This window comes from Ruegeria sp. A4 (genome assembly GCF_056543025.1).
This window is the reverse complement of sequence record NZ_JBQGAW010000009.1, coordinates 35595-56274: the sequence shown is the minus strand read 5'-3', so window position 1 is coordinate 56274 and position 20680 is coordinate 35595. Positions and strand designations below refer to the sequence as shown.

General features: G+C 59.2%; 31 protein-coding genes. 19 read left to right on the top strand and 12 right to left on the bottom strand.

What is annotated here, in order from left to right; translation table 11 throughout:
• Window positions 1–82 precede the first annotated feature (82 nt).
• The 5 genes from ACR0E2_RS18255 to ACR0E2_RS18235 all read right to left on the bottom strand — a co-directional run bounded on the left by ACR0E2_RS18255 (window position 83) and on the right by ACR0E2_RS18235 (window position 2653).
• Window positions 83–643 (bottom strand): F0F1 ATP synthase subunit B, encoded by a 561-nt coding sequence (locus tag ACR0E2_RS18255; RefSeq protein WP_480447451.1) that lies wholly within the window; start codon window positions 641–643, stop codon window positions 83–85.
• A 5-nt stretch (window positions 644–648) separates the two neighbouring features.
• Window positions 649–1200, bottom strand: a complete 552-nt coding sequence (locus tag ACR0E2_RS18250) for a F0F1 ATP synthase subunit B' (protein ID WP_171169212.1) — start codon at window positions 1198–1200, stop codon at window positions 649–651.
• 86 nt (window positions 1201–1286) lie between these two features.
• Window positions 1287–1511, bottom strand: coding sequence for a F0F1 ATP synthase subunit C (locus ACR0E2_RS18245; RefSeq protein WP_005981269.1), 225 nt, complete (start codon window positions 1509–1511; stop codon window positions 1287–1289).
• Window positions 1512–1559: 48 nt separating this feature from the next.
• Window positions 1560–2318, bottom strand: coding sequence for a F0F1 ATP synthase subunit A (locus tag ACR0E2_RS18240; RefSeq protein ID WP_152457047.1), 759 nt, complete (start codon window positions 2316–2318; stop codon window positions 1560–1562).
• Window positions 2319–2320: 2 nt separating this feature from the next.
• Complete coding sequence (locus ACR0E2_RS18235) at window positions 2321–2653, bottom strand: AtpZ/AtpI family protein (protein WP_152457046.1); 333 nt, start codon at window positions 2651–2653, stop codon at window positions 2321–2323.
• A 231-nt stretch (window positions 2654–2884) separates the two neighbouring features.
• Between ACR0E2_RS18235 and ACR0E2_RS18230 the strand changes: the two genes are divergently transcribed.
• Window positions 2885–3220: an ArsR/SmtB family transcription factor gene (locus ACR0E2_RS18230; protein ID WP_224858988.1), complete on the top strand. Its 336-nt coding sequence runs from the start codon at window positions 2885–2887 to the stop codon at window positions 3218–3220.
• Here ACR0E2_RS18230 and ACR0E2_RS18225 read toward each other — a convergent pair.
• The 3 genes from ACR0E2_RS18225 to ACR0E2_RS18215 form a co-directional block, all read right to left on the bottom strand.
• Entirely contained in the window at window positions 3217–3630 is a 414-nt protein-coding gene (locus ACR0E2_RS18225) for a universal stress protein (RefSeq protein WP_480447450.1), read from the bottom strand. The genes ACR0E2_RS18230 and ACR0E2_RS18225 overlap by 4 nt on opposite strands.
• 127 nt (window positions 3631–3757) lie before the next feature.
• Window positions 3758–4672, bottom strand: a complete 915-nt coding sequence (locus tag ACR0E2_RS18220; RefSeq protein ID WP_224858992.1) for a DMT family transporter — start codon at window positions 4670–4672, stop codon at window positions 3758–3760.
• Window positions 4669–5547, bottom strand: a complete 879-nt coding sequence (locus ACR0E2_RS18215; protein ID WP_152457042.1) for a LysR family transcriptional regulator — start codon at window positions 5545–5547, stop codon at window positions 4669–4671. The genes ACR0E2_RS18220 and ACR0E2_RS18215 overlap by 4 nt, the downstream gene beginning before the upstream one ends.
• Before the next feature lie 120 nt (window positions 5548–5667).
• Here ACR0E2_RS18215 and ACR0E2_RS18210 point away from each other — a divergent pair, with 120 nt between their 5' ends.
• Window positions 5668–6249 (top strand): FMN-dependent NADH-azoreductase, encoded by a 582-nt coding sequence (locus ACR0E2_RS18210; RefSeq protein ID WP_171229153.1) that lies wholly within the window; start codon window positions 5668–5670, stop codon window positions 6247–6249.
• 70 nt (window positions 6250–6319) lie between these two features.
• Window positions 6320–7057: an aspartate/glutamate racemase family protein gene (locus tag ACR0E2_RS18205; protein ID WP_480447449.1), complete on the top strand. Its 738-nt coding sequence runs from the start codon at window positions 6320–6322 to the stop codon at window positions 7055–7057.
• Here ACR0E2_RS18205 and ACR0E2_RS18200 read toward each other — a convergent pair whose 3' ends face one another.
• Entirely contained in the window at window positions 7058–7588 is a 531-nt protein-coding gene (locus ACR0E2_RS18200) for a prolyl-tRNA synthetase associated domain-containing protein (RefSeq protein ID WP_480447448.1), read from the bottom strand.
• Between the two features lie 278 nt (window positions 7589–7866).
• On the opposite strand from ACR0E2_RS18200, the gene ACR0E2_RS18195 reads away from it, so the two are divergent.
• Entirely contained in the window at window positions 7867–8391 is a 525-nt protein-coding gene (locus ACR0E2_RS18195) for a hypothetical protein (protein ID WP_480447447.1), read from the top strand.
• On the opposite strand, the gene ACR0E2_RS18190 is transcribed toward ACR0E2_RS18195, so the two are convergent.
• Window positions 8388–9275, bottom strand: a complete 888-nt coding sequence (locus ACR0E2_RS18190; protein WP_480447446.1) for a sulfotransferase domain-containing protein — start codon at window positions 9273–9275, stop codon at window positions 8388–8390. The genes ACR0E2_RS18195 and ACR0E2_RS18190 overlap by 4 nt on opposite strands.
• Before the next feature lie 251 nt (window positions 9276–9526).
• Between ACR0E2_RS18190 and ffh the strand changes: the two genes are divergently transcribed.
• The 12 genes from ffh to ACR0E2_RS18130 all read left to right on the top strand — a co-directional run bounded on the left by ffh (window position 9527) and on the right by ACR0E2_RS18130 (window position 16864).
• Window positions 9527–11023 carry a signal recognition particle protein gene (gene ffh / locus ACR0E2_RS18185; RefSeq protein ID WP_152457036.1) on the top strand — a complete coding sequence of 499 codons (1497 nt, stop codon included), beginning with the start codon at window positions 9527–9529 and terminating at the stop codon, window positions 11021–11023.
• Window positions 11020–11577 carry a GNAT family N-acetyltransferase gene (locus ACR0E2_RS18180; protein WP_480447445.1) on the top strand — a complete coding sequence of 186 codons (558 nt, stop codon included), beginning with the start codon at window positions 11020–11022 and terminating at the stop codon, window positions 11575–11577. The genes ffh and ACR0E2_RS18180 overlap by 4 nt, the downstream gene beginning before the upstream one ends.
• Complete coding sequence (locus tag ACR0E2_RS18175; protein WP_171120321.1) at window positions 11574–12125, top strand: GNAT family N-acetyltransferase; 552 nt, start codon at window positions 11574–11576, stop codon at window positions 12123–12125. Before ACR0E2_RS18180 ends, ACR0E2_RS18175 begins: the two co-directional genes overlap by 4 nt.
• Window positions 12122–12661, top strand: a complete 540-nt coding sequence (locus ACR0E2_RS18170) for a GNAT family N-acetyltransferase (RefSeq protein ID WP_480447444.1) — start codon at window positions 12122–12124, stop codon at window positions 12659–12661. The genes ACR0E2_RS18175 and ACR0E2_RS18170 overlap by 4 nt, the downstream gene beginning before the upstream one ends.
• On the top strand, window positions 12658–12954 hold the full coding sequence (locus ACR0E2_RS18165) for a chorismate mutase (protein WP_152457032.1): 297 nt from the start codon (window positions 12658–12660) through the stop codon (window positions 12952–12954). Before ACR0E2_RS18170 ends, ACR0E2_RS18165 begins: the two co-directional genes overlap by 4 nt.
• Window positions 12955–12994: 40 nt before the next feature.
• Window positions 12995–13384 (top strand): 30S ribosomal protein S16, encoded by a 390-nt coding sequence (gene rpsP / locus ACR0E2_RS18160; protein WP_010437590.1) that lies wholly within the window; start codon window positions 12995–12997, stop codon window positions 13382–13384.
• Between the two features lie 12 nt (window positions 13385–13396).
• The gene (bluB, locus tag ACR0E2_RS18155; RefSeq protein ID WP_480447443.1) at window positions 13397–14032 is read left to right on the top strand and encodes a 5,6-dimethylbenzimidazole synthase; all 636 of its coding nucleotides are present in this window, start codon (window positions 13397–13399) and stop codon (window positions 14030–14032) included.
• A 6-nt stretch (window positions 14033–14038) separates the two neighbouring features.
• Entirely contained in the window at window positions 14039–14188 is a 150-nt protein-coding gene (locus tag ACR0E2_RS18150; protein WP_480447442.1) for a hypothetical protein, read from the top strand.
• Window positions 14181–14684, top strand: coding sequence for a ribosome maturation factor RimM (rimM, locus tag ACR0E2_RS18145; RefSeq protein ID WP_152457030.1), 504 nt, complete (start codon window positions 14181–14183; stop codon window positions 14682–14684). The genes ACR0E2_RS18150 and rimM overlap by 8 nt, the downstream gene beginning before the upstream one ends.
• On the top strand, window positions 14684–15499 hold the full coding sequence (locus ACR0E2_RS18140) for a hypothetical protein (RefSeq protein ID WP_480447441.1): 816 nt from the start codon (window positions 14684–14686) through the stop codon (window positions 15497–15499). The genes rimM and ACR0E2_RS18140 overlap by 1 nt, the downstream gene beginning before the upstream one ends.
• The gene (gene trmD, locus ACR0E2_RS18135; protein WP_480447440.1) at window positions 15496–16305 is read left to right on the top strand and encodes a tRNA (guanosine(37)-N1)-methyltransferase TrmD; all 810 of its coding nucleotides are present in this window, start codon (window positions 15496–15498) and stop codon (window positions 16303–16305) included. The genes ACR0E2_RS18140 and trmD overlap by 4 nt, the downstream gene beginning before the upstream one ends.
• Window positions 16306–16438: 133 nt before the next feature.
• Window positions 16439–16864: a hypothetical protein gene (locus tag ACR0E2_RS18130; protein WP_171232715.1), complete on the top strand. Its 426-nt coding sequence runs from the start codon at window positions 16439–16441 to the stop codon at window positions 16862–16864.
• Here the strand turns inward: ACR0E2_RS18130 and ACR0E2_RS18125 are convergent.
• Window positions 16861–17661 carry a glycoside hydrolase family 25 protein gene (locus ACR0E2_RS18125; RefSeq protein ID WP_171120334.1) on the bottom strand — a complete coding sequence of 267 codons (801 nt, stop codon included), beginning with the start codon at window positions 17659–17661 and terminating at the stop codon, window positions 16861–16863. The genes ACR0E2_RS18130 and ACR0E2_RS18125 overlap by 4 nt on opposite strands.
• Before the next feature lie 370 nt (window positions 17662–18031).
• On the opposite strand from ACR0E2_RS18125, the gene rplS reads away from it, so the two are divergent.
• The 3 genes from rplS (at window position 18032) to ACR0E2_RS18110 (ending at window position 19041) form a co-directional block, all read left to right on the top strand.
• A complete protein-coding gene (gene rplS / locus ACR0E2_RS18120; RefSeq protein ID WP_152457026.1) occupies window positions 18032–18415 on the top strand; it encodes a 50S ribosomal protein L19 in 384 nt (127 codons plus the stop codon).
• Window positions 18416–18426: 11 nt separating this feature from the next.
• On the top strand, window positions 18427–18648 hold the full coding sequence (rpmE, locus tag ACR0E2_RS18115; protein WP_050605278.1) for a 50S ribosomal protein L31: 222 nt from the start codon (window positions 18427–18429) through the stop codon (window positions 18646–18648).
• Window positions 18649–18813: 165 nt separating this feature from the next.
• Window positions 18814–19041, top strand: a complete 228-nt coding sequence (locus tag ACR0E2_RS18110) for a hypothetical protein (RefSeq protein WP_480447439.1) — start codon at window positions 18814–18816, stop codon at window positions 19039–19041.
• On the opposite strand, the gene ACR0E2_RS18105 is transcribed toward ACR0E2_RS18110, so the two are convergent.
• Window positions 19038–20645, bottom strand: coding sequence for an MFS transporter (locus ACR0E2_RS18105; protein WP_480447438.1), 1608 nt, complete (start codon window positions 20643–20645; stop codon window positions 19038–19040). The two genes, ACR0E2_RS18110 and ACR0E2_RS18105, sit on opposite strands and share 4 nt — an antisense overlap.
• Window positions 20646–20680: the final 35 nt, after the last annotated feature.

Genomic DNA, 20680 nt, shown 5'->3' with positions numbered 1-20680 from the left:
AACAGAAGCATGGCAAAAACAAAAGACCCGACAGCCAAAAGCTCTCGGGTCGTCTGTATCACTTGTCTGTCGGGGTCACCCGTCAGTGCAGCTTTGCATCCACATCTGCAATCGATGCATCGATCAGTTTGTTGGCCTGCGCTGCGGTCATTTGCTTTGCCAGAACCGAGCCGGCCGCCGAAACCGCAACCGATACGGCCTGATCACGCACTTCCTTCAGTGCAGACGCTTCGGCCGAAGCGATCTGGTCCTGAGCTGCGGCCAGACGACGCTCGATCGACTTTTCCAAGTCAGCTTTCGCCTGTTCTGCCGCCAAGGCCGCGTCTTCCTTCGCTGCCGCGACGATCGCATCGGCCTGCCCCTGAACTTCACGCTGCTTGCGCTCGTACGAGGCCAGCAAACTGCGGGCTTCTTCATGCAGAGCACGGGCTTCGTCCAGTTCAGATTTGATGCCTTCGGCACGTTTGTCCAGCGCGCCACCGATCATACCGGGGACCTTGAAGTAGAACAGGACCGCGATGAAGACGATGAAGCCCAGAAGGACAACAAAGTCGGTATTGCCAAGCGAAAAGAACGGGCCGCTTGCAGCCAGCGCGGGGCTGGCGGCACCAACGGTCAGGATAAGGGCAAGAGTGTTCCGCATGTCACTTATCCTTTCGTCTGTGCGTCTACTGCACTGTCGATGGCTTTGGCATCTGCCTCGCCGCCCAGTGCGGTGACCAGTTCAGCCGCCGTATCCTTGGCAACCACTTGAATGCTTTCCAGCGCACCGGCACGGATTTCGGCGATTGCCTTTTCCGATTCAGCCGCCTTGGCAGCGATTTCCGCATCCGCCTTGGCAATCGCGTCATCCAGCCCAGCCTGAATTTCAGCGCGTGCTTCGGCAGCGATACGCTGCGCTTCGGCACGGGCATCGGCCAGCGCCTTGTTATAGGCCTCTTCGGCCTCGACCGCCTTGGCCTTCAGATCTTCGGCCGCAGCCAGGTCATTTGTAATGGTCCCCTGACGTTCAGCCAGGATTGCCGCGATGCGCGGCAGGGCCACGCGGGACAGGACCAGAAAGATGACGACCAGCGTAATGACCAGCCAGAAAATCTGGTTGGGGAACCAATCGAAGCAGAGCTGCGGCATCCCGATGGCAGAGCCATAGGAGTCGACGCACGAGCCAGCTACCTCTTTTGTAAGGGGTTCAGTCGCCATGATATCCTCCGTCGGAAACTTGTCTTTACAACAGGTGGGCCGCTATGGCTTGGACCCACCTGCGCGTAAGGATCAGGTTCCGCAGATTATACGGCGAACATCAGCAGCAGCGAGACCAGGAATGCGAAGATCCCCAGGGCTTCTGCGAACGCGATACCGATGAAAAGGGTTGCGGTCTGCGAAGCAGCCGCCGAAGGGTTGCGAAGGGCGCCGGCCAGGAAGTTGCCTGCTACGTTGCCCACCCCGATTGCGGCTGCGCCGGAACCGATTGCTGCCAGGCCTGCGCCGATGTGTGCGAGATCGCCTTCCATGATGTATCTCCTTACGAATTGGAAGTTTCGATGTTGGGTGTTCGGACCTTAGTGCGACGGATGCAGCGCATCTTTCAGATAAACACAGGTCAGAATGGTGAATACGTAGGCCTGAATGAAGGCCACAAGGACCTCAAGACCATACATCGCGGTGATCGCCAGAACCGACACGGGCGAGATCACGGCAATCGCGGCGAAGCCTGCGAAAACCTTGATAACCGCGTGGCCAGCCATGACGTTGCCGGCAAGACGAATGGAGTGGCTGACCGGGCGTACAAAGTACGAGATCAGCTCGATGATCGCCAGGATCGGGCGCAGTGCCAGAGGCGCGCTGGAGACCCAGAACAGACCCAGGAATGCGGCGCCGTTTTTCACGAAACCCAGCACGGTCACGGTCAGGAACACGGCCAGCGCCAGCGGGATGGTCACGGCGAAATGCGACGTGGTGGTGAACGAGGTCGGGATCAGCCCCAGGAAGTTTGCGCAGACGATGAACATGAACAGGGTCATGACATAGGGGAAGTATTTCACGCCTTCCTTGCCGCAGATGTCTTCCAGCATCTTGTAGATGAAGCCATAGGCCAGCTCAGCCACCGACTGCATACGGGTCGGAACGATGGCGCGTTTCGAAGTGGGCAGTACCAGCAGAGCGATTATGGCCAGCACCGCAAAGAACAACCACAGGGTCACGTTGGTGACCGTGAACATGCCTACTGCACCGTCGCCGAACAGCGGCTTGACGATGAACTGATCCATCGGGTGGAATACCAGGCTGCTGCCTTCTGCTGCGGTGGTCTCGGTTGCCACGTTCAGTCCCTCTCGTCCTTCTCGGCAGCCGTTGCCGCCGTTTGTTTCTCTTGAACCTCTTTCGCGCTGCGGAGCATAACCTTCACGCCCGCGACAAGGCCCAGCAATGTAAACAGCACCAGAAAGATCGGGATCGTCCCGAGCAGGCTGTCCAGCCCGTATCCGATGCCAAATCCGATCCCCAGACCGGATACCATTTCGATGACCATCCGCCAGGCAAGCTCACCCCCGGACACGTCAGCATCCGCACGAGGCTTTGGCGCTTTGGCCTTTTTCGCCGCTTCGATCTTGGCCTCAAGCTGCGCCATACGCTGCTTTTGGTCATCATCGGTCACGGGCTTTTCCCTCGTACAATCTTGGGCATGGTGCTAAGGCGCGAAGCGCGCAGAGTCAACGACCTTGAATGCCCTCATTGACGCATCCTAAAGCATTGAAAATTTTATGGTTTTTAGAATTCCCGGGGCGTGTCATTGGTTTCGAGGGCCACCATTGCGCCGCCAAAGCCCTGAATTCGCATATTCAACCAAATGGTTGACCAATCCCGGCGGCTATGGTTGAGCGGGCGCATGTCCAACGATCTCGACACCGTCTTTGCAGCCCTTGCCGACCCCACCCGCCGCGCCATTCTGGCGATGCTGCTGGAGGATGACATGGCGGTGACGGATGTGGCCGAACCGTTCGAGATGTCGCTGGCCGCGATCTCCAAACACCTGGTCATACTGACCAGGGCCGGTCTGATCAGTCAGGAAAAACGCGGGCGGGTAAAATGGTGCAAGCTGGAACCTGACGCCTTGCGCGCCGCGTCGGTCTGGATGCAGGGGTTCGGACAATTCGAGCCCGTCAATCTGGACGCGTTCGAACGGTTTCTGGAAGCTGAACTGCCAAAGTCGGGCGAGGCCTAGCGCACCACAAAGACTGACATGCTGGCGTGTTTCGCCAGATAACCGGCGTGGCTGGAAAAAACATAGTCGGTGATCCGGGGCGCGTGGGTGCCGACAATGACCAGATCTGCGCCGATCTCCTCGGCCGCGCGGGTCAGATCGCTGTCCACCTCAGCGGCAACGTCAACCGAGTGGATTTTGCGCATCGAAACTTCTGATCCACTTTCTGCGGCCAACTGTTCGGTGAACCCCGCCAATTCCTTGTCGATCTCGGCCTCGGTTTCCGAGGTTTCACCCATATGGGCCCCGGTGACGCTGACCAGAGTGATTTTGGCGCCCTGCCACTTTGCAACCTGCCCGGCAACATCGGCTGCTTTGCGAACTTCGGGCGGTAGATGCCGGTCAACCGGCAACATGATATGTTTGAACATGATCTCCTCCATTTGCCTGCCAAAGAGGTTATTGAAGGGTCCACAGGGGTGCCTTGATCTGGCTCAACAAATTCCACCACTGGAATGCATCTTGGATCTGCCGGGTCTTTTCCAGCGAAGATGTGGCTTATTCCATGGCGCGGCGAACAGGCACCGAGGGCGCGACTTCCTCTTTCAACAACATCAGCAGGGCGATGATTGTCAGCGCCACACCACCCAGGATCAAACCGGTTGGCACGCCTTTGCCCAGCGCAATCTCCCACAGAATGACCCAGCTGGGAACCAGGTAGGTATAGGCCATGACTTTGGCCGACGGTAGCCGCAAGGAAGAAAACTGCACCAGCACGAAGCTGGCTGCCGTTGCAAAGAACGAAATATAGAACAGGCCGATCCAGACAATAGCGGGAAGCCCGGCCCAATCGGTTGCCATCAGGTCGGACCAGCCGAACACGACCAACAACAGACACCCGGCGACCAGAGTACCGAAGGTGAACACCACGGCGGGCTCTCCTCGGTTCAGCTTGCGGATCATGGGCGTATAGATCGCATGGGCGACGCAGCCCCAGAAATAGATGATTTCGCCGCCACCGATTTCAAAGGCGCGGAACATTTGCCAATCGGCCCGGAAAATTACCCAAAGCGCCCCAACAGCGCCAATGGTCAGGGCCAGCGCCATGCGCGGAGTCGTGATTTGGCGCAACAAGACCCACCCCGCCATGGCAGAGACAACTGGTGTCAGGGTGAACACCGCTGCCGCACTGACAGGTGGGGCGGTTTGCAACCCATAGAACATCAGGACGAAATAGGTGGCGAACAAAGCCCCGAGCACCAGATAGCGCCAAGGGGCCTGCGCGGCGCTGCGCGGCAGGCCGGTTGTCGCCAGTGCGGCCAAACCAATCACGGCAGCCGCAATCGCAAAGCGAACCGCATTCAGGGCGGCTGGCGCGATTTCGTTGGCGATCATGGATCCCAACGAAAAGCTGCCTGCCACAAGGGCTGAAAAGGCAAGCATGGCCAGATGGCCACGCATCTGCGGGCTCATGGCTGCCAGCCTTTGGCTTCTTCTTTCAGAAAGCTCAGAAAGGCCTGTACCTTGGTGGTGCGGTGCAAGTCCACGTGGGTCACCAGCCACAGATTGCCGAACCATTCCGGCAGTGGATCAATCACCTCGACCAGATTGTCGTGGCGGGCAGCCTCCCAACGGGCCATGAAGCCGATGCCGGCACCGGCCAGAACCGCCTCGCGCATGCAGAAGTTGTTGGTACAGCGGAAGGTAATGCGGTCGGCGGGTACCGTCGCGCGCAGCCAGCGTGTGAACGGCGCGCGGCTGGTTTCGTCATCGGAACTGACGAAGTGATGGCGTGCAAAATCTTCGATTCCGGATGGCTTGCCGAACCGTTCGATGTACGAGGCGCTGGCATAAAGACCAACTTCCTCTTGTCGGAAAGGCTGGACGACATTGTCGGGTTGATCGGGGGCCGATCCGGCGCGGATCGCCACATGCGCCTCACCGTATTCCAGCCGGAACAGCCGATCGCCCGTCAGGTATCGCACGATCAGGTCCGGATGCATCTTTTGAAACGCGGTGAGCGTCGGCACCACCAACGGGGCAAGAGACCCCAGGGAAGTCACGACCAATTCACCCGAGACATCGTCTCCGCGTCCCTTCATCCGGCCCACAAGCTGGTTGAACTGATCTTCGGTCGCCTGGGCCACGCGCAACAGATCGTCGCCTGCTTCGGTCGGCGTATACCCGCGGGCATGGCGCTGGAACAGTTTGACACCCAATCGCGCCTCGATCGCATCTATGTGGCGGATCACGGTGGCGTGGTGAACGCCCAAAACCTCTGCCGCGCCGCTGACCGTCCCCATGCGTGCCACCTGATAGGCGGTTCTCACTTCATCCCAATTATCCATGGCAATGTCGTCACTGTGCAATTTCCAACAATAACTGTTGATGTATCCGAGTTTTGTTCATCAACGCAATAATCATATTGGGCGCAGACCAAGATTCATCTGACCGAAAGGACCAAAACAATGACCAAAACGATCCTTCACATCGACTCATCCGCCCGCCGCGTGAACTCGACCACGCGCGATCTGTCTGACCGTGTGGTCAAGCAACTGGGCGCAGACCGTATCATCCGCCGCGATCTGGCCACCCCCCTGCCCCTGCTGACAGAAGACTGGATCGCCGCCAATTTCACCCCCGCCGACCAGCGCGACGATCTACAGCGCGACCGGCTGGCCCTGTCGGACGAACTGGTCTCCGAACTGCAAGAGGCCGACACCATCGTCATCGGCCTGCCGATCTACAACTTTTCGGTGCCTGCCGCATTCAAGGCCTGGGTCGACCTCGTGGCGCGCGCGGGCCTGACCTTTTCCTACACGGAAAACGGCCCCAAAGGCCTGCTGGAAGGGAAACGTGCCATTCTGGCCATCGCATCGGGCGGTGTTCCTGTCGGATCCGAAGCTGATTTCGCCACCAATTACGCGCGCCACGTTCTGGGCTTCATCGGCATTCATGATGTCGACGTCATCGCCGCGGATCAGATGGCCGTGAACCCGGATGCGGCGCTGGAAAGTGCCCACAAGGCGGTTGCGGAGCTTGCGGCCTAATCGCCTCTGGCCAATAAGCGCGGAAACGTCCAGTCTGCCTGATAGCAAACGGGCAGACTGGATGGGCCACATGAAGAAAATCGGCATTCTGGGCGGTGTGGGCTGGGCCTCGACCGTCGATTACTACCGGGCGATTGCCGAAGGGGCCGGGCGTTATCACGCGGAACGCGGCCATGGTTCGCCTTTGCCGATCCCACCGATGACCATCGAATCCGTTACGCAGGCCAGAACGCGCGCCCTGCGCGGTGTCGCCGGTGACGAGGCAAGCTGGGCGGATTTTGACGCGGTGTTCCGCGATGCCCTGCTGACTCTCGAACGCGCCGGGTGCGATTTTGGCATTATCGCGTCCAACACCCCTCATGCGCGGCTTCACGCGATACGGCAGGGTGTCTCAATGCCGATCCTCAGCATCTTTGACGCAACCGCCGAGGCGACGGCAGGTACCGGCGCATCACGGGCTCTGGTCCTGGGAACAACCGTGACGATGCAGGCCACCAACTATGCGGATAGACTGGCCGCCGAAGGCATTGCCGCGAATGAACGGTTGCCCGAACCCGAGATTTCCCAGATGCAGGCCATGATCGACAGTGATTTCTATGGTGGTGCGTCTGACACGGCCCGCGCCCGACTGCTGGCGCTTTGCGACAAGCACGCCAGCCCCGGAACAGCGATCCTGCTGGCCTGCACCGAGCTTCCACTGGCTTTCCCGAACCACCTGGATGATCCGGTGTTCGAGGCTGACGGGCATCTGTTCGTCAACCCGTCAGCCGCGCATGTTGCCGCCGCATTGAATGAGGCGCTGACGTAATCAGGGCAACCACGTGACCGCGCAGCCGATGCGATCGAAAAAGGCCATCATGTCGGCCCGAGTCAGGGCCACGGTGCGGTCGTTGACAAGGGGGTGCATGTAAATCACCTCGGCCTGCTGCGCCGCCGCATCCATGAAGAACCTGACATCATTCTGAACACCGTTGATCATCGCCAGCGGACTGACGGCGCCGGGACGTATGCCGAGATTCTGAAACAGCCGGTCCGCCGAGCCGAAGGACAGGTTGCCTATGCCCAACTCGGCCCCCAAAGATTTGAGATCAATCTCGCGGCTTTGTTCCAAGGTCACCAGATAATTGCGCTTTTTCTTGTCGCGCAGATACAGGTTCTTGACCCGCAGCGCGTTCTCTCCGGGTGTCATGAACTGGTCTTCGACCGCCTTTGCATCCTCGACCGTACGCAATGGCACATGGGTATGCAGGCGATAGGTCAGCCCCCAATCTTCCATCTGCGCAAGCAATGCGTCCGAACTCAGCGGCAAAGTGTCCTGATAGGTGGATGAAGCGTCCATGAAGCTCTCGCTTTTTTGGATTGCTCATCGCGCAACAAAACTTGGAATTCAAGCGCGGGACATAGAATTGCGGCGGGTGAGACCCGCCCGAATGATGTCGCGCGCATCACAGGCGCAGTCAGTGTCTGGCGTGCCGAACCTGGCCTTGACCCCGCCAACCACACTGCCCGAGATCAAGGACGGCGCTGCGCTGGCCCTGCGCGTTTCAGCCTGATTTCACGCAAGACGGTGATGAAACAAACTGGAACAGGGTGTTGGAACGGTGCTACCGTACCGCCATGAAAGTGACCCGAAACACCCCGAACCAACTGATCATCGCCAATACGCCCTGGTTCATCGGTATCACGCTGGTCATATTCATTCTGGCCTTTGTCGGCCCCGGTATTTTTCTGATGAGCACGGGCGGCGAAGGCATCTGGTTCGGCCTGATCTTCGCCCTCGGCGGAGGCGGACTTGGGTTTGGTGCGTTTTGCGCTTTCGTAAGACGGGTTCAGGTCATTCTGGATCGGAACAAGGACAGTATCCTGATCCGCCGCCAATCGGTTTTTGGGTATGAAGCGGTTGAACACAAACTGTCCAACCTGTCCCACGCAGAAATCGAAAGTACGACATCCCGAGGCAAAAACGGCACCTCGACGCTGTATCGCCCGGTCCTTGTTCTTGAGAAAGGCATGAGCGCGGGTCGCCATCCCATTGTCGAAGCGTTTTCCAGCGGCTCCGGCTCTCACCGGTTGGCCGAGGCGGTGAATGACTGGCTTCTATCCAAACCTGGCCAAGACCGTCGCGCAGTCGGGGCGAACTAAGACGCCAGGCCGCGTTCCAGCCACAAGCGTTCTTCGGCTGAGACCAGCCGGGACATGCAGGCGTCATATCGCGCCATGTCCTGCTCGGTCAGCTTGCCTTCCCACTTGTTGCTTGTGCCCGAAGAGAAGAACTGCGCAAAGTCGTGAAACCCGCTGGTGAATCCGGGGGTTTGCTCCAGACGTATGGCATTGTTTTTCATCGATCCGAAACTGCCGGCCTCGGCTATGTCCTTCACCAGGTCCGGGTCAATTTCGATGTCCATGATCCGTGCAAGCCGCGCGACCTGTCCCGGAAGATCCCGGCTGAGCTCGGCATAGTGCAGAAAATGGATGTTGGGCAGGTCGCGATACATCCAAAAGGAATGGAAGTGATGAATGATCGATCTGAGGGTCAGGTCATCTGTGCCCTTGGATGACGCGGGCCGGTTCAAAAACATGTCGAAAGCTTCCGACAGATCGTCGGGGAACAGGTAATCAAGCCAGTCATGCTTCATATTCTCGACATGGCGGCGCATTGAAAAATGAACGTCAACCGGATGGCGGTGAACAACCAGATATTGCGCATTTGGCGAGAAAGCGATGCCATCAAGCGGGGTATGTGTTTTGATACAGCGCCGATGGCTTTGCGCGCTCAGTTCATCCGCCTGCGCGACCCGATCGCGAAAACTGCAATCAAGCCAAGGTGAGACCCTGTTGTCGTACACGCCGGGGTCGGCCGTTTCGGTGATGAGCATGCGCACCAGTGTTTGCGTCCAAGTGGTGCCGCATTTGGGCGGTGTGCACACAAAGACGTCGCTGGGCCGGATCTCGAATCCGGACCATATATCGGTGTTGGTCACTTCGCCGACATAGTCGGTCGTCTTTCGCGGCAGACCATTCTTCATTGCCCCCTCCCTCAGCTTCAATCACGCAGAATAGGCTGCATTGTGACACTCACATAGCTTATCTTGACTCACACGGCCCAGAGGCGTAGATGACGCCCCAACATCCGGAAGCCTTTCGATCTTCCGGTCCCTTGAGTCGTTCAGGGATCGCCCCCCACCAGCGAGTTTCGCCCGTGGGGGCGTTTGTGCATTGACCCGTCTGCCCTTATCTAAGGGGCGCCAAATCAGAACCGGCTAAGGAGGCCGCAGGCATGTTTGAAAATCTATCCGAACGCCTCTCTGGCGTCTTCGACCGGTTGACCAAACAGGGTGCCCTGTCCGAAGAAGACGTCAAAACCGCCCTGCGTGAGGTCCGCGTTGCCCTGCTTGAGGCCGACGTCTCGCTGCCGGTTGCAAGGGAATTCGTCAAGAAAGTTCAAAGCCAGGCCACCGGTCAGGCAGTCACCAAGTCGATCACCCCCGGCCAGCAGGTCGTCAAGATCGTGCATGACGCTTTGGTTGACACCCTGCGTGGCGAGGAAGACCCCGGTGCGCTGAAGATCGACAACCCGCCCGCCCCGATCCTGATGGTCGGTCTGCAGGGCTCGGGTAAGACGACGACCACCGGCAAGCTGGCGAAACGTCTGAAAGAGAAAGAGGGCAAGAAGGTCCTGATGGCCTCGCTGGACGTCTACCGTCCGGCGGCGATGGATCAGCTGGCGGTTCTGGGCACGCAGGTTGGTGTGGACACCCTGCCGATCGTGCCGGGCCAGAAACCGGTCGATATTGCCAAACGCGCCAAGCAACAGGCAACGCTGGGCGGCTATGACGTCTATATGCTGGACACCGCGGGTCGTCTGCATATCGACGAGGTTCTGATGGACGAGGTCGAGCAGGTCCGCAACGCCGTTGACCCGCGCGAGACGCTGCTGGTCGTCGACGGCCTGACCGGGCAGGTCGCCGTCGAGGTGGCCGAGGAGTTCGACGCCAAGGTCGGTATCTCGGGCGTGGTCCTGACACGGATGGACGGCGACGGGCGCGGCGGTGCGGCACTGTCGATGCGCGCCGTGACCGGCAAGCCGATCCGCTTTGTCGGTCTGGGCGAGAAGATGGACGCGCTCGAAACTTTCGAGCCGGACCGGATCGCCGGTCGTATTCTGGGCATGGGCGACATCGTTGCCCTGGTCGAAAAGGCCCAGGAAACGATGGAGATGGAACAGACCGAGCGCATGATGAAGCGCATGGTCAAGGGTCAGTTCAACATGAACGACCTGAAGATGCAGCTGGAACAGATGATCCAGATGGGCGGCATGCAGGGCATGATGGGCATGATGCCGGGCATGGGCAAGATGGCCAAGCAGATGGATCAGGCCGGTCTGGACGACAGGATCCTGCGCCAGCAGATCGCCATGATCCAGTCGATGACCAAGCGCGAACGCGCCAACCCGCAGATCCTTCAGGCCAGCCGCAAGAAACGCATCGCGGCGGGGTCCGGGATGGAGGTCAGCGACCTCAACAAGCTGCTCAAGATGCACCGGCAAATGTCGGACATGATGAAGAAGATGGGCAAGATGGGCAAAGGCAAGATGTTGAAACAGGCCATGAAAGGCATGTTCGGCAAAGGCGGCCCCAGCCCCGAGGAGATGGCCGCAGGCATGGATCCCAAGGCGCTGGAACAGGCGGCCAAGGCCATGGGCGGCAAGATGCCCGGTCTGGGCGGCGGCATGGGTCTGCCACCGGGCCTGAGCGGGTTCGGAAAGAAAAAGTGACCCCCGCACGCTGTACCCAGCCCCCGTCCGGAAAGGCGGCGATGGCGGCAGCGCAATATCGCGCAGCCCTGCCGGTCATTCAGACCCGGCGGCTTGTACTGCGCGTGCCCACACTGGAGGACCTGCCGGTGTGGACGTCGATCTGCAAGGACAGCTTTGGCGACACCCCGCAAGCCGCGTGGACCGAGTTTTCCTATTATACCGCGGGCTGGCTTCTGCATGGTCACGGCCTGTTCACGGTCACGCACAAGGGTGATGATCGGGCAATTGGCTTCGTCGTTCTGGGCTTGGAATGGGACGATCACGAACCGGAACTTGGCTATATGTTCGGCGCTGAACACCGGATGCAGGGCTATGCCACCGAAGCTTGCGCCGCCGTGCGTGATTTCGGATTTGACCTGCTGGGATCGGGGCAGTTCGTAAGCTATGTTTCGCAATCCAACACCCGTTCGAACGCGCTTGCCCAACGACTGGGCGCAGCGCGTGATGCCGATGCAGAAAGCGCCTTTGGGCCAACCCAGCATGTCTGGCGCTACCGCGAGGTGCAGGCATGACATTCGCGATGCCGATCCCGACGCTGGAAACCGAACGCCTGATCCTGCGCGCACCGTCCGAGGCCGATGTCGATGCGGACACTGCCTTCTTTGCAAGCGATGCGGCCAAGTTCGTCGGCGGCCCTCTGCGCAGGGATGAGGTTTGGCGGGTTGTCGCCTCGCTGCTGGGGCACTGGGCCTTGCGCGGCTATGGGTATTGGAGCGTCGATGAAAAAGACACCGGCACCTATGTCGGGCGGATCGGGCTTTGGTTTCCCGAAGGCTGGCCGGAACCCGAAGTTGGCTGGACCCTGTTGAACCACGCCACCGGCAAGGGCTATGCGACCGAGGCCGCGCTGACTGCACGTGCCTACGCCTATGATGTATTGGGCTGGGAAACCGCGATCTCACTGATCGATCTGGACAATCACGCCAGCAAGGCCGTGGCCAAGCGTCTGGGCGCGCAGTTCGAGTATCACTATGACCACCCCAAGTTCGGAAAATCCGAAATCTGGCGGCACCCGGCGCCCTCGGATCTGGTGAATGGCGGAATGGAGGCATACGCATGACCTCTTTCACCATTCCCACCATTGAAACCGAACACCTGATCCTGCGCGCGCCGCATCTGGACGATCTGCCCGCAATGACCGCATTCTTCGCGACCCAGCGCAGCCATATGGTTGGTGGTCCCAAGGACGCGCTTGGAAGCTGGAGCTCTCTTTCGAACAGATTGGGTCATTGGGCGCTGCGCGGTTATGGTCTGTGGCATCTGACTGAAAAGGCCAGCGGCGCATTCGTGGGATGGGCAGGTATGATCTACGTACCCGGCTGGGCGGAGCCCGAGCTGGGCTGGACGCTGATGGCAGAGGCCGAAGGCAAAGGTCTGGGCTTTGAGGCCGCAGCGGCTGCACGCGACTATGCCGCCCGGCATCAGGGCCTTAACGGTGTGATTTCCTACATCGCCCATGCCAATGACCGCTCGCGCGCTTTGGCCGAACGCCTCGGCGCAACGCTGGAGATTGAGAGAGCCGAGCTTTTGGGCAAGCACGCTCAGATCTGGCGCCATCCGCAGATTGACTTGACCACCGAAAGGACCGGCCAATGACCAACCCCGTGACACAGGCTGCCACGCTGTTGAAAGAGCATCGCGAAAGCATCGACAGGCTGGACGCGATCCTCGTCTATACGCTTGGCGAGCGGTTCAAGCACACGCAGGCCGTTGGCAAGCTCAAGGCCGAACACGACCTTCCCCCGTCCGATCCCTCGCGCGAAGCTGCGCAGATCGCACGGTTAGAAGACCTGGCGAATGAGGCCGACCTGGACCCCGATTTCGCCAAGGCTTTCCTGAATTTCATCATTCAGGAAGTCATCCGACACCACAAGAAACACCAGAATTGACTGGGAAATCCCAGTAACGCCATTCAAAGGAGATACCACCATGGCAATGAAAATTCGTCTCGCCCGCGGCGGCTCGAAAAAACGTCCTTTCTATCGCATCGTTGCGGCTGACAGCCGTATGCCGCGCGATGGCCGTTTCATCGAGAAACTGGGTACCTACAACCCGCTGCTGCCGAAAGACAGCGAAGAGCGCGTGAAAATGAACATGGAGCGCATCCAGTACTGGCTGGATCAGGGCGCACAGCCCACCGACCGTATCGCACGTATGCTGGAAGCGGCCGGTGCCCGTGACAAAGCCGAGCGCAACAACCCCAACAAGGGAACTCCGGGCAAGAAAGCCCAAGAGCGCGCCGAAGAGAAAGCCGCCAAGGCCGCTGAAGCAGCCGAAGCCGCTGCTGCTCCGGCAGAAGAAGCTGCAGCAGAAGAATAAGCAGGCGCACGCGTGCGGGATCACCCCTTTACAGACGATTTTCGCACGCAGTTCGACCTGTTGTTGCGGCTCCGGCGGGATGTGCGCCGGTTTTGCACCGACGCGATTGACGAGGCAGTGCTGACGCGCTGCCTCGACGCATTTCGACTGGCCCCTTCAGTGGGGCTCAGCGAACCCTGGCGCGTGATCCGCGTCGAAAGCGAAGCGGCAAGGGCCGCAGCGCTGAAGAATTTTCGCGCCGCCAATGACCACGCTTTGGCGGGCTACTCGGGGGACAAGGCGCAGCTATACAGCAGGCTGAAGCTTTCCGGGATGCAGGAAGCGCCCGTGCAACTGGCCGTCTTCTGCGACGACAGCACCGAAAAAGGGCTGGGACTTGGCGCCGGCACGATGCCCGAGATGCGGCGCTACTCTGTCGTGTCCGCGATCACTTTGTTCTGGCTTGCACTTCGGGTCGAAGGGCTGGGGCTGGGCTGGGTTTCCATTCTGGATCCCGACCAGATGAAGCGCGATCTGAATGTTCCTGAAACCTGGCGCCTGATCGGGTATTTCTGTGTCGGTCGGCCGGAACAGATGTCGGATACACCTGAACTGGAACAGGTCGGCTGGGAAACCCGGGCGCAGGGCCTGACGATCGAAACACGGTAAGGCCACATGATCGGATTGATACGACTTCCCATTCTGCTGTTGATCGCCTTTATTGTGGGCGTGTTCTTCGAGCGCAACAACCAGCGCGAAGCCTGCAACGGGCTTGGCGAATGGAGAAACGGGATATGTTTGACGACTGGGGCAGCCAATGAGTGATCTGATCTGCGTCGGCAGCATCGCGGGGGCTTACGGTGTGCGAGGCGAGGTGAGGCTGAAGAGCTTTTGCGCCGTTCCCGAAGATATCGAGACCTATTCGCCGCTGACCGATGAAGCGGGCAAAGAGCGTTATCCTGTGGTATTGACGCGCACCATCAAGAACGGATTCGCGGCCCGCCTTGGTGGCGTTGAAACCAAGGAACAGGCGGATGCCCTGAATGGGTTGCGCCTTTATGCAAGGCGCGATCAGCTGCCGTCGCTGCCCGATGATGAATTCTACCACAACGATCTGATCGGGCTAGATGTCTATGACACCGGAGGCACCCTGCTGGGCAAGGTCAAATCGGTGCAGAACCACGGGGCAGCGGACTTGTTGGAATTGCACGGGCCGGGGTTGAAAACCACGGTTTTGCTGCCTTTCACGATGCAAGTTGTACCCACGGTGGATCTGGAACAAGGCCGTATCGTGGCCGATCCGCCCGAAGGCCTGATATAATGCGTCGGGTCCTGCTGCATCTGGGCCTGCACAAGACAGGCATGACCGCAGCACAGTCCTTCCTCCATGAAAACCGGAAACTGATCTGGCCACGCTTCGCGTTGGTTCTGCCCTACAAGACGCGCAACAGCGGCTTGAGCGAGAGCGCCACGCGTCACTCGCTTTACCGGCTGGATTCCACATTGGCGGGTTTTGGAAGCCACCTGCACGCGTTTCTGGACGATCTGGATTTCGGCGCACGCCGGGGGTTGATCCTGAGCGAAGAGAATTTCGCAGGCTTGCGCCCCAGCAGAAACAAGCGTGAAGGTTACGGTGCCGCACCGGAACTGGCGGAAACTCTCGTCAGCGTCGTGCGGCGTCGGTTCCTGGGTCATGAAACCGACATCACGATCTACATATCCTTGCGCGCCCGCGATCAATGGCTGCGGAGCCTGTGGGCACACGACTTGCAGAAATCACGTATGGTGCAGGATTTGGACGCCTTTTATTCCGACCTTGCCCATTTGCCATCCCTTCAGGAAACCGCTGATGCCGTCCGGAATCGGTTGCCATCCGTCACGGTCAGAACGGAGTGGATGGAGGCGTTGCAGAACCACCGCCTTGGTGCAGGTGCGCCGTTGGCCGAATTTCTGAATCCGCCACCCGATCTTTCGTCACAGCTTGTCGGGCCTGCACATGGCACGCCAACATTTTCAGACGATGTGCTACAGGAAATCCTGGCGCTGAACCGATCCTCGCTGGACGACGCCGCCATGATCACCCAGAAGAAAGCACTGATTCAATCCGCACAGAACGAACTGGCCCGCCAGACATGACAGAGAAACCCAGCAGATCCCATGGCCGCAAGGCGATCCGTCCTTCCCTGAAACCACGCGAGCTGATGACTCCGAGCCCTGATCTGCACGGGGTCTGGAAAGCCAAGATCATCACTTTGTTCCCGTCCGCCTTCCCCGGTGTTCTGGGCGAAAGCCTGACAGGCAAAGCCTTGCAGGAAGGGCTTTGGCAATTGGAAACAGTGGATCTGCGACAGTTCGGTATAGGCAAACATCGCAACGTTGATGACACCCCGGCCGGGGGTGGCGCGGGCATGGTTTTGCGGGCCGATGTTCTGGGTGACGCGATCGAACATGCGATGGCAGGCATTCAAGGAAACTGGCCGCTGATCTACCTCAGCCCGCGCGGGCGTCGCATGGATCAGCGCATGATGCAGAATCTTGCCCGTTGTGACGGCATGACCCTTCTGTGCGGTCGATTTGAAGGCGTGGACGAGCGCGTTTTGGAACATTTTGGCATGCAAGAGGTATCGTTGGGTGATTTCGTCATGACCGGCGGCGAAATCGCGGCACAAGCCCTGATCGATGCCACGGTACGGCTGATTCCCGGAGTGCTTGGAAATCAGGCTTCGACCGAAGAAGAAAGCTTTGCCTCGGGTTTGCTGGAGCACCCCCAGTATACCCGCCCCGCAGATTGGAAAGGGCGCCCGATCCCCGAGGTACTGATGTCGGGCCATCATGGCCGGATCGCGGAATGGCGGCAAAAAATGGCACAAGACATCACGCGCGAACGGCGTCCTGATATCTGGGCGGAATACGGCAAAGCCAGATCAGAATCCGAAGACTAGACCCGCTCGTTGTGGCCGGGATGCCTCAGTTTCGATGTTTGTCAGAATGCCATTTGAAGTTGAACGCACCTGAACTTATTCACTTCCATGCCCCATTAGTTTTTGGGTAATAAGAAGTGAAATAGAAGGCATTATGAAAACGCTATTGCTTGGCACGTTACTGGTTGCCTCCGCCTGTACCACCAAACCGCTTGGGATGTCGGTTCCGACGCAAGCCGGTCACAATCTGCACTCTGCGAAGGTTGCCGTTGATTCCTGCTCTCAGGAAGCTGACGAGGGCGGCAACAGCGCCGTAATCGGCGGTTATGCAACCAATATCCTGCTTTGGGGCATCATCATCGGGCCTGCGGTCACCGCGCCATTTCAGGACGAGCTGCGCCATCAGGGCGAAATCGATCAGGTTGATCGCTGCCTGCGCGCACGCGGTTTCGAGCGGCGCGAACTGACCGCGGGTGAATCGTTCTGGGTGCGAAACGCCTTTGGTGATGAACGCGAACGGCGGCTGGACCACTTGGTCGGGGGCGGCACTATCGAAACCTACGGAACGTCACAAAACTAGCGGCGCGCTTTCCAGCTGGCCCAAGTTTCTGGGGTGCCGTTGAACGTGTTGATGTCCACCCTGCCCTGAACCCCCGGCACCAGCCCGGTGCCGGTGTATTGCCAAAACCGCCAGACCGTGCGGGGATAGACCTGACGCGGATGGCCTGCGACGGATCGCAACCAGAACTCGGTTTTGGGCAAACGCCCGATATCCGTATCCGCAAAAAAATCCACTGTCGTATAGACGATGGGACGCCGGCCATAATGCCGTTCGAGAATGTCCAGAAAGCGCTGCGCTTCGGCGCGGACGGTTCTGCCATCGGGCCGCAACGTGCAGGTCTTGGAATGCGGCGTCCACTCCATGTCAAGAACATGCGGCAGATCTGCCCCTTTCGGGACGTTCTGAATGAACCAACGCGCCTGTTCCCGGGCCGATCGGCAGAAATAATAGTAATGATAAGCCCCCCACGGCACGCCCGCCGCCTGAGCACCGCGCCTGTGGTCGTCGAATAATGGATCCGCCACATCGCCGCCTTCGGTTGCTTTCAAAAACGCAAAGCTTACGCCCGAAGCTTTGGCTGTGCGCCAGTCTATCGGTCCCTGCCAGCGCGAGACGTCAAGCCCGTGGATCGGATACAAGCCGGGGTGACGGCCCTCCCAGTCATGCGGATCGGCGTCCCCAAAATCAGGATAGATTACGGACGGCGCTGTCCTGTCCACACCCGGCGTGGGTTCCACGACCTGCGGTTTCGGGCCGCCGCGCCCGCACGACATAAGCAAAGCGGCTGCAATCGTCAGCATAAGTGCAATTCGCATCATGAGGTCCTGTCTGAAATTTCTGCTCTTTCAATTTCCTTCAGAATGCCTGATCTGACCGCCGTGGCAACGGTGGGATTTTCGAAAGGCGGATTCCCACTGCTTCGTCATACGATTTGTTCTTGATCCCGGCACTCAATACCCTTAAACGACCGCAATCCGGTGCCGCATTCTGCGACTCCGGTGTTTTGGTTTGATTTTCGGCTTAAAGCCCGGCTTTCTTCGGCGGGGATGTGTCAGATCAAACCAGACCAAAGGAACATTCGATCTGACCTCTGGCGGGCTGCATGCAGGACCCGGTGAAGACCAAGAGCTCTCAGGCCGTGCCCAAACTTCGTGGGCCAACCACGAGCATATAGGAGTACCTGCGATGGATCTTATCGCACAGCTTGAGGCGGAACAGATTGCCGCCCTGGGGAAAGACATCCCCGACTTCAAGGCCGGTGACACCATTCGTGTCGGCTATAAGGTGACCGAAGGGTCGCGCACCCGTGTGCAGAACTACGAAGGCGTCTGCATCGCGCGCAACAACGGCAATGGCATTGCCGGTTCGTTCACCGTTCGCAAGATTTCGTTCGGCGAAGGCGTGGAGCGTGTGTTCCCGCTGTATTCGACCAACATCGACAGCATCACCGTTGTCCGCCGTGGCCGCGTTCGTCGCGCCAAACTGTACTATCTGCGCACCCGTCGCGGTAAATCCGCACGTATCGCAGAGGTTACGAACTACAAGCCCAAGGCTGGCGCCGAAGCGTAAGGAACGGAAAGATGAAAAAAGACATCCATCCCGATTATCACGTCATCGACGTCAAAATGACCGATGGCACAGTGGTTCAGATGAAATCCACCTGGGGCGCCGAAGGCGACCAGCTGGCTCTGGAAATCGACCCCTCCGTGCACCCTGCATGGACTGGTGGTTCGTCGCGCCTGATGGACGCCGGCGGCCGCGTGTCGAAGTTCAAAAAGAAATACGAAGGTCTGGGCTTCTAAGTCTGACTTGTTTCGATTTCGAAAGGCCGTCCCATGGGGGCGGCCTTTTTTCTGGAAGCTTCCATGTGTCTTATGGACGCGAAACCGGACAATGTGCGTTTTTGCAAAGACCCAGTGATGTTACACTCCGTGTGAACAACCCTCAGCTTCCACGGAGACCCGGACATGCCCCAGTACAACGACATGATCGAGCTTTCAGTCGATGATATGGATCTGATTGAAACGGCGTTGCGCGACTCGATCGCTTCGTTGTCTCATTCTGCTTCGGATGAACCAGAGGATAGCAGGACAGACCGGGAAGACACGTTGCGGCGCATTCACGAACTTTTGGGCAAGCTACACGATCAGAAGGTCTTTTTTCGCCCTCAGAAAGGGGTCTACCTCGGCGGTTAGGGGCTTGGTTGTCGCGGATTTCGGGTCAATTCCGCCGCACTGTGTACAGGGGGAACCGGCCCGCGCAGCAACATCAGCGCCAGCGTCATTCCGGCCAGCGCCGCAATCGCGGCAACCAACATGGCATTGTCAAAGGCGTTGTCCTGCACATCCCGCAGGGCCTTCGCCAATGTGTCTCCCGCAGACGGATCCATCCCCGAGATCAATTGCTGTATCTGGTTCGGCGTTCCATGTGCCAGCGCATGGGCCAGATCCGCGCGCTGGGTTGACCCGGCAGGCAGCGCGTCGATCACCTCGGACAGACCTCGGCGTCTGGTGATCGCTTCGGCCAGACCGCCCACCACGGCACCAAGGGTTGCTCCGAAATAGAGACAGGCGTTGATGACCCCCGAACCCTGCCCCACATGCTGCTCGGGCAGTAGGCGCAGGCCCAAGCGTGGCAACAGCGAAAAGCAGATGCCCAACCCGACACCGACGATCAGCAGCTTCCACCAGATTTCGGAAAACTGCGTTGTGTTCGTTGTTGTCATCAGCAGCAGGAACCCGCAGGCCATCGCCCCCAGGCCAATGGCGATCGGCCATTGAAAACTGTAGGGGGCAAGAAAGCGGGGTGCGGTGACCGAGATCACAAACATGCTGAGGCTGAGCGGCATGATCGCCAGACCCGCATCGATGGACGAATACCCAAAGGCATCGGGCGATTGGACGAATGTATTGAAATAGACGAAGAAGCAGAACAGCGTGAACCCGGTAAAGAACATCCCTGCCGCGGCCATCAGATAACGCGGGTGGCGAAAATATCGCAGCTCGATCAAAGGGTCGTCGCTGCGGCGGGATACGATGACAAGGGCAATTGTCGACACGGCTGCCACGACCAGGGGCACCAGTGTCAAAGGCGAAGTCCACCCGCCGCTTTCTCCGTTGCTGAGCGCAAAGGACAATGGCCCGAGGAAAAACAGAATGGCAACGGCCCCGGCATAATCGAACTTTGCCCCGGCAAGACGGGTATCGGGAACGTATTTCCGTTTGCTGACATGCAGCCCGATGGCAAAGGCCACAGCCAGCAGAACCAGGTCGGCTGCAAAGACCGCGCGCCAGCTGACATAATGGCCGAAAGCGCCACCGACGATGGGCCCGACACCGATCGCCAAACCGACAATCGCCCCCCAGATGCCGGTAACGCTGGCGCGCTGCTCTTCGGGCGTGGCCGCCGTCAACAATGACAGGGACGTGCCGAACAAAGCAGCCGCGCCCGCGCCTTGCGCGCCGCGCCCGATAAGCAGCATCGCCCCATCCTGCGCCAACAGGGCAAAGGCAGAGCCGATTGCAAAGACGATCATGCCAAAAAAGAACACGCCCATCTTGCCGGTAATGTCACCCAGCCGGCTGACGATGCAGACAAGCGTGGCGCTGGTCACGGAATACGTGGCCATCACCCATTGCAAACCTGAAGGGGTCAAATCGAACTCGGCCCTGAGATTGGGCAATATGGTGGTTACAGCGGTGGTGTTGAACCCCACGACCATCATGCAGATGGCCGTCATGGCCAGCACCACACGGGCGCGGAACTGCGGAGATACACTGGCCGAGCTCTCATCACCCATAAAACACCCACTGACCAAGATTGTTGAATACAAAC

Excerpts from the sequence above, each read along its gene's own strand:
- ACR0E2_RS18255 (WP_480447451.1), bottom strand. The coding sequence starts at position 643 with ATGCGGAACACTCTTGCCCTTATCCTGACCGTTGGTGCCGCCAGCCCC.
- ACR0E2_RS18250 (WP_171169212.1), bottom strand. The coding sequence starts at position 1,200 with ATGGCGACTGAACCCCTTACAAAAGAGGTAGCTGGCTCGTGCGTCGAC.
- ACR0E2_RS18245 (WP_005981269.1), bottom strand. The coding sequence starts at position 1,511 with ATGGAAGGCGATCTCGCACACATCGGCGCAGGCCTGGCAGCAATCGGT.
- ACR0E2_RS18230 (WP_224858988.1), top strand. The coding sequence starts at position 2,885 with ATGTCCAACGATCTCGACACCGTCTTTGCAGCCCTTGCCGACCCCACC.
- ACR0E2_RS18225 (WP_480447450.1), bottom strand. The coding sequence starts at position 3,630 with ATGTTCAAACATATCATGTTGCCGGTTGACCGGCATCTACCGCCCGAA.
- ACR0E2_RS18220 (WP_224858992.1), bottom strand. The coding sequence starts at position 4,672 with ATGAGCCCGCAGATGCGTGGCCATCTGGCCATGCTTGCCTTTTCAGCC.
- ACR0E2_RS18215 (WP_152457042.1), bottom strand. The coding sequence starts at position 5,547 with ATGGATAATTGGGATGAAGTGAGAACCGCCTATCAGGTGGCACGCATG.
- ACR0E2_RS18210 (WP_171229153.1), top strand. The coding sequence starts at position 5,668 with ATGACCAAAACGATCCTTCACATCGACTCATCCGCCCGCCGCGTGAAC.
- ACR0E2_RS18205 (WP_480447449.1), top strand. The coding sequence starts at position 6,320 with ATGAAGAAAATCGGCATTCTGGGCGGTGTGGGCTGGGCCTCGACCGTC.
- ACR0E2_RS18200 (WP_480447448.1), bottom strand. The coding sequence starts at position 7,588 with ATGGACGCTTCATCCACCTATCAGGACACTTTGCCGCTGAGTTCGGAC.
- ACR0E2_RS18195 (WP_480447447.1), top strand. The coding sequence starts at position 7,867 with ATGAAAGTGACCCGAAACACCCCGAACCAACTGATCATCGCCAATACG.
- ACR0E2_RS18190 (WP_480447446.1), bottom strand. The coding sequence starts at position 9,275 with ATGAAGAATGGTCTGCCGCGAAAGACGACCGACTATGTCGGCGAAGTG.
- ffh (WP_152457036.1), top strand. The coding sequence starts at position 9,527 with ATGTTTGAAAATCTATCCGAACGCCTCTCTGGCGTCTTCGACCGGTTG.
- ACR0E2_RS18175 (WP_171120321.1), top strand. The coding sequence starts at position 11,574 with ATGACATTCGCGATGCCGATCCCGACGCTGGAAACCGAACGCCTGATC.
- ACR0E2_RS18170 (WP_480447444.1), top strand. The coding sequence starts at position 12,122 with ATGACCTCTTTCACCATTCCCACCATTGAAACCGAACACCTGATCCTG.
- ACR0E2_RS18165 (WP_152457032.1), top strand. The coding sequence starts at position 12,658 with ATGACCAACCCCGTGACACAGGCTGCCACGCTGTTGAAAGAGCATCGC.
- rpsP (WP_010437590.1), top strand. The coding sequence starts at position 12,995 with ATGGCAATGAAAATTCGTCTCGCCCGCGGCGGCTCGAAAAAACGTCCT.
- ACR0E2_RS18150 (WP_480447442.1), top strand. The coding sequence starts at position 14,039 with ATGATCGGATTGATACGACTTCCCATTCTGCTGTTGATCGCCTTTATT.
- rimM (WP_152457030.1), top strand. The coding sequence starts at position 14,181 with ATGAGTGATCTGATCTGCGTCGGCAGCATCGCGGGGGCTTACGGTGTG.
- ACR0E2_RS18140 (WP_480447441.1), top strand. The coding sequence starts at position 14,684 with ATGCGTCGGGTCCTGCTGCATCTGGGCCTGCACAAGACAGGCATGACC.
- trmD (WP_480447440.1), top strand. The coding sequence starts at position 15,496 with ATGACAGAGAAACCCAGCAGATCCCATGGCCGCAAGGCGATCCGTCCT.
- ACR0E2_RS18130 (WP_171232715.1), top strand. The coding sequence starts at position 16,439 with ATGAAAACGCTATTGCTTGGCACGTTACTGGTTGCCTCCGCCTGTACC.
- ACR0E2_RS18125 (WP_171120334.1), bottom strand. The coding sequence starts at position 17,661 with ATGCGAATTGCACTTATGCTGACGATTGCAGCCGCTTTGCTTATGTCG.
- rplS (WP_152457026.1), top strand. The coding sequence starts at position 18,032 with ATGGATCTTATCGCACAGCTTGAGGCGGAACAGATTGCCGCCCTGGGG.
- rpmE (WP_050605278.1), top strand. The coding sequence starts at position 18,427 with ATGAAAAAAGACATCCATCCCGATTATCACGTCATCGACGTCAAAATG.
- ACR0E2_RS18110 (WP_480447439.1), top strand. The coding sequence starts at position 18,814 with ATGCCCCAGTACAACGACATGATCGAGCTTTCAGTCGATGATATGGAT.
- ACR0E2_RS18105 (WP_480447438.1), bottom strand. The coding sequence starts at position 20,645 with ATGGGTGATGAGAGCTCGGCCAGTGTATCTCCGCAGTTCCGCGCCCGT.